This window comes from Pseudorhodobacter sp. (assembly GCF_030452865.1).
Taxonomy (GTDB): Bacteria; Pseudomonadota; Alphaproteobacteria; order Rhodobacterales; family Rhodobacteraceae; genus Pseudorhodobacter.
Genome location: NZ_JAKDLJ010000477.1, coordinates 1 through 2,468 on the forward strand (window position 1 = coordinate 1; position 2,468 = coordinate 2,468).

The 2,468-nt window shown below is 62.0% G+C and carries 3 protein-coding genes; all 3 read right to left on the reverse strand.

Annotation, left to right across the window (positions count from 1 at the left end; translation table 11 throughout):
• A partial coding sequence (locus L0H65_RS18290) for an MFS transporter (RefSeq protein ID WP_301460639.1) occupies nucleotides 1–511 on the reverse strand: 511 nt, incomplete at its 3' end.
• 133 nt (nucleotides 512–644) lie between these two features.
• Entirely contained in the window at nucleotides 645–1,718 is a 1,074-nt protein-coding gene (locus L0H65_RS18295; RefSeq protein ID WP_301460640.1) for a DUF1513 domain-containing protein, read from the reverse strand.
• A gap of 2 nt (nucleotides 1,719–1,720) precedes the next feature.
• On the reverse strand, nucleotides 1,721–2,468 hold a 748-nt coding region (locus L0H65_RS18300), incomplete at its 5' end, for an imelysin family protein (protein WP_301460641.1).

The window sequence follows — 2,468 nt, forward strand, 5'->3', positions numbered from 1 at the left end:
CGGCAAATGCCACAATGGCGCCACCTGCTGCAGGGCCGATGCTGCGCATCATGTTGAACCCCATGGAGTTGAGCGATACAGCGGAAGGCAATTCCTCACGCGAAACGATATCGCCCATTGTCGCCTGCCATGACGGATTGTGCAGCGCCGTGCCACAGCCGATCATGAAGGTGAATGACAGCAGGAGCCACGGCGTCAGCAGCCCCTCATAGGCCAGCAGCGTCAGCGCCACGGACACCATGAACATGAAGCCCTGCGCGATCAGCATGACCCGGCGGCGGTCGAAATTATCGGCGAAAACCCCGGCAAGCAGCGAGAACACCATGATCGGCAGCGTGACGGAGCCCTGAACCAGCGCCACCATGCTTTGCGAAGTGGATAGATTGGTCATCATCCAGGCGGCACCAACCGATTGTACCAAGCCGCCGAAGTTGGAGGCGAGGGCCGCGATCCACAGCGCCCTGAAGGTCGCGTTCCTGAACAGTTTCAGAATGGATGTGCGTTCAGGCAAAATCGCGATCCTTCAATCCGGCGGCTTTCCCCAACTGCTACCGCCGTCGGCGTTGTGAGGCAAGGGCTTGCCACTGCGAGAGACGCTGGTGACTCTACCAAAAGCGGGGATTTACCGGGGTCGCGAGTGGAGGCTACAATGCGACGAGATGGTTGTCCCATGCGCGTTTTGACCGGGCATGATGGGTTGGTTTGCCGCCCTCCAATGCAAGAAAGGTGCCGAAACCATCGGTCATGGTCAGCGCAGCGCCGCTCGCGGCCAAGCCGCAGACATCGGGCCGTTCCAACTGATATTGAAACGCGCCCTTCGCGTCAAACACCTGCACCAGCCCACCCTTTGGCGATGAAATGGCGATGCTTTTGCCCCCGTCGAAATGGGTGACGGAACCGGCATAGCCCTGCATCCTCATGTGATCGGCAGAAGGCGCCATGGCAAGAAGCGGCGCTGCCCGACCCATCCGGTGCAGGCCGAGCAGGGCAGGGGCGGCCGCGGATTCGCCTTGCCACTGCATCGCAAAGGCAACCCCGCCCTCCGGGCCAACCGACAGGTGCCGGATCGAGGCGTGATGTGCCTGCGGGGCGAGGCTGATCCGGTTCAGTATCTGACCGGAAGGTGCAAGATAGGCCAGGTTTGGTGCCATGGTGCCGAGGTTCAGCATGTCGCGGTCATTGGCACCGGTTCGGATGCCGCCATTCGCGACTACCAGCGTTTCCACGCCGGGAAGCCTGCGGATTTCGTGCGGGCCGATGCCGCCGCTCGCGATATCACCGGTGCGGGCATAGCCATTGGCGCGAGACCAAAGCCCGATGCGGCCCGCGCCGGTTGCTGCCACAACCTCCGACGTATAGAGGATATCACCGCTTTGCGAAAACGCGCCGTGACCGTTGAATGTATTTCCATCAGGTGCCCGCAACTGACCCAGAACCGCGCCGCTGATACAATCCAACACCAGCGCATAGGTTCCAGGCCGGCGGGCAAAGGCCACCGCTTCGGGCCGGGTTGGGTGTGCGGTTGCCGCATGGCCCCGCGCGGGCAGGGGGATGCGAAAGCGATCTTCGCCCGAAGCGGACAGGCCAACAAGCACATAGCCGCCATCCGGTTCCTTCGCTGCCGCCAGAAAGGCCGGGTTGCCGACATCCGCCCATGACAGCGTTGGCAATGTACCGCTGGCCAACAGCCCGCCAAGAAAGCCGCGCCGTGTTGCCATGATCAGTCCCCGTCCAAGGCGTTCAGACCCATGGTGACGCCGAGGGCCGCGCTCAATTCCTCATTCACTGCGGTTCGCAGCAGCACAAGCGCGGTTTGTAGAGCTTCGAGTTTGAAGCGTTTTCCGGGATCGTCGACACCGGCAAAATCCGGGTCGTACAGCTTTTGCACCATCCAGAGTACACGTTCAAAATCCTCGCGCATCGCGACCGCGTCGCCCTTCGCCGGGATCAGCGCAAATGCGAGTGCCTGCTGGCCTTGCAACGACAGTTCCAGATTGCGCTGCGCCCGGTTTGACAACCGCCCCTCGGCGCGCAGCGGGCGCGGTTTGTCAAAGCTGCCCATCGGCAGGCCAAGCCGTTCATTGATGTCAAATTGCAGGCTGACCAGAAGCGCCGTGAACAGGGCTTGACGCGCCTCTGTCGCGTCAAGAAAACGGGTATTTTCGGCACTTCCTGCGGTTTTCAGAACCTCCGCGAAACCGGGCTTCCACGCATCGCGCAGCACTGCCGCCTGGGCAGCAAGGTCACGGCTGGCGGCCCGGATCAGGGTGCAGCCGGGGTCATTGGGCCCATATGCGTTGAAGGCAGGGTCAAACAGCATCGCTTCCAACGCATAGAGCCCACGCGCGGACACCGGCTCTATTCCGTAGTTTTCCGGGTTTTTCAGGATCGGGTCTTGCCCTTGCAGAATACGCGAAAGCGCCCGCTGCCGGTGGCCTTGGGTGTCTGGCCAATAGGCAATCGACTGA

Bases quoted from the DNA above. Each gene is read 5' to 3' on its own strand.
- L0H65_RS18295 (WP_301460640.1), bottom strand. From the start codon at position 1,718: ATGGCAACACGGCGCGGCTTTCTTGGCGGGCTGTTGGCCAGCGGTACA.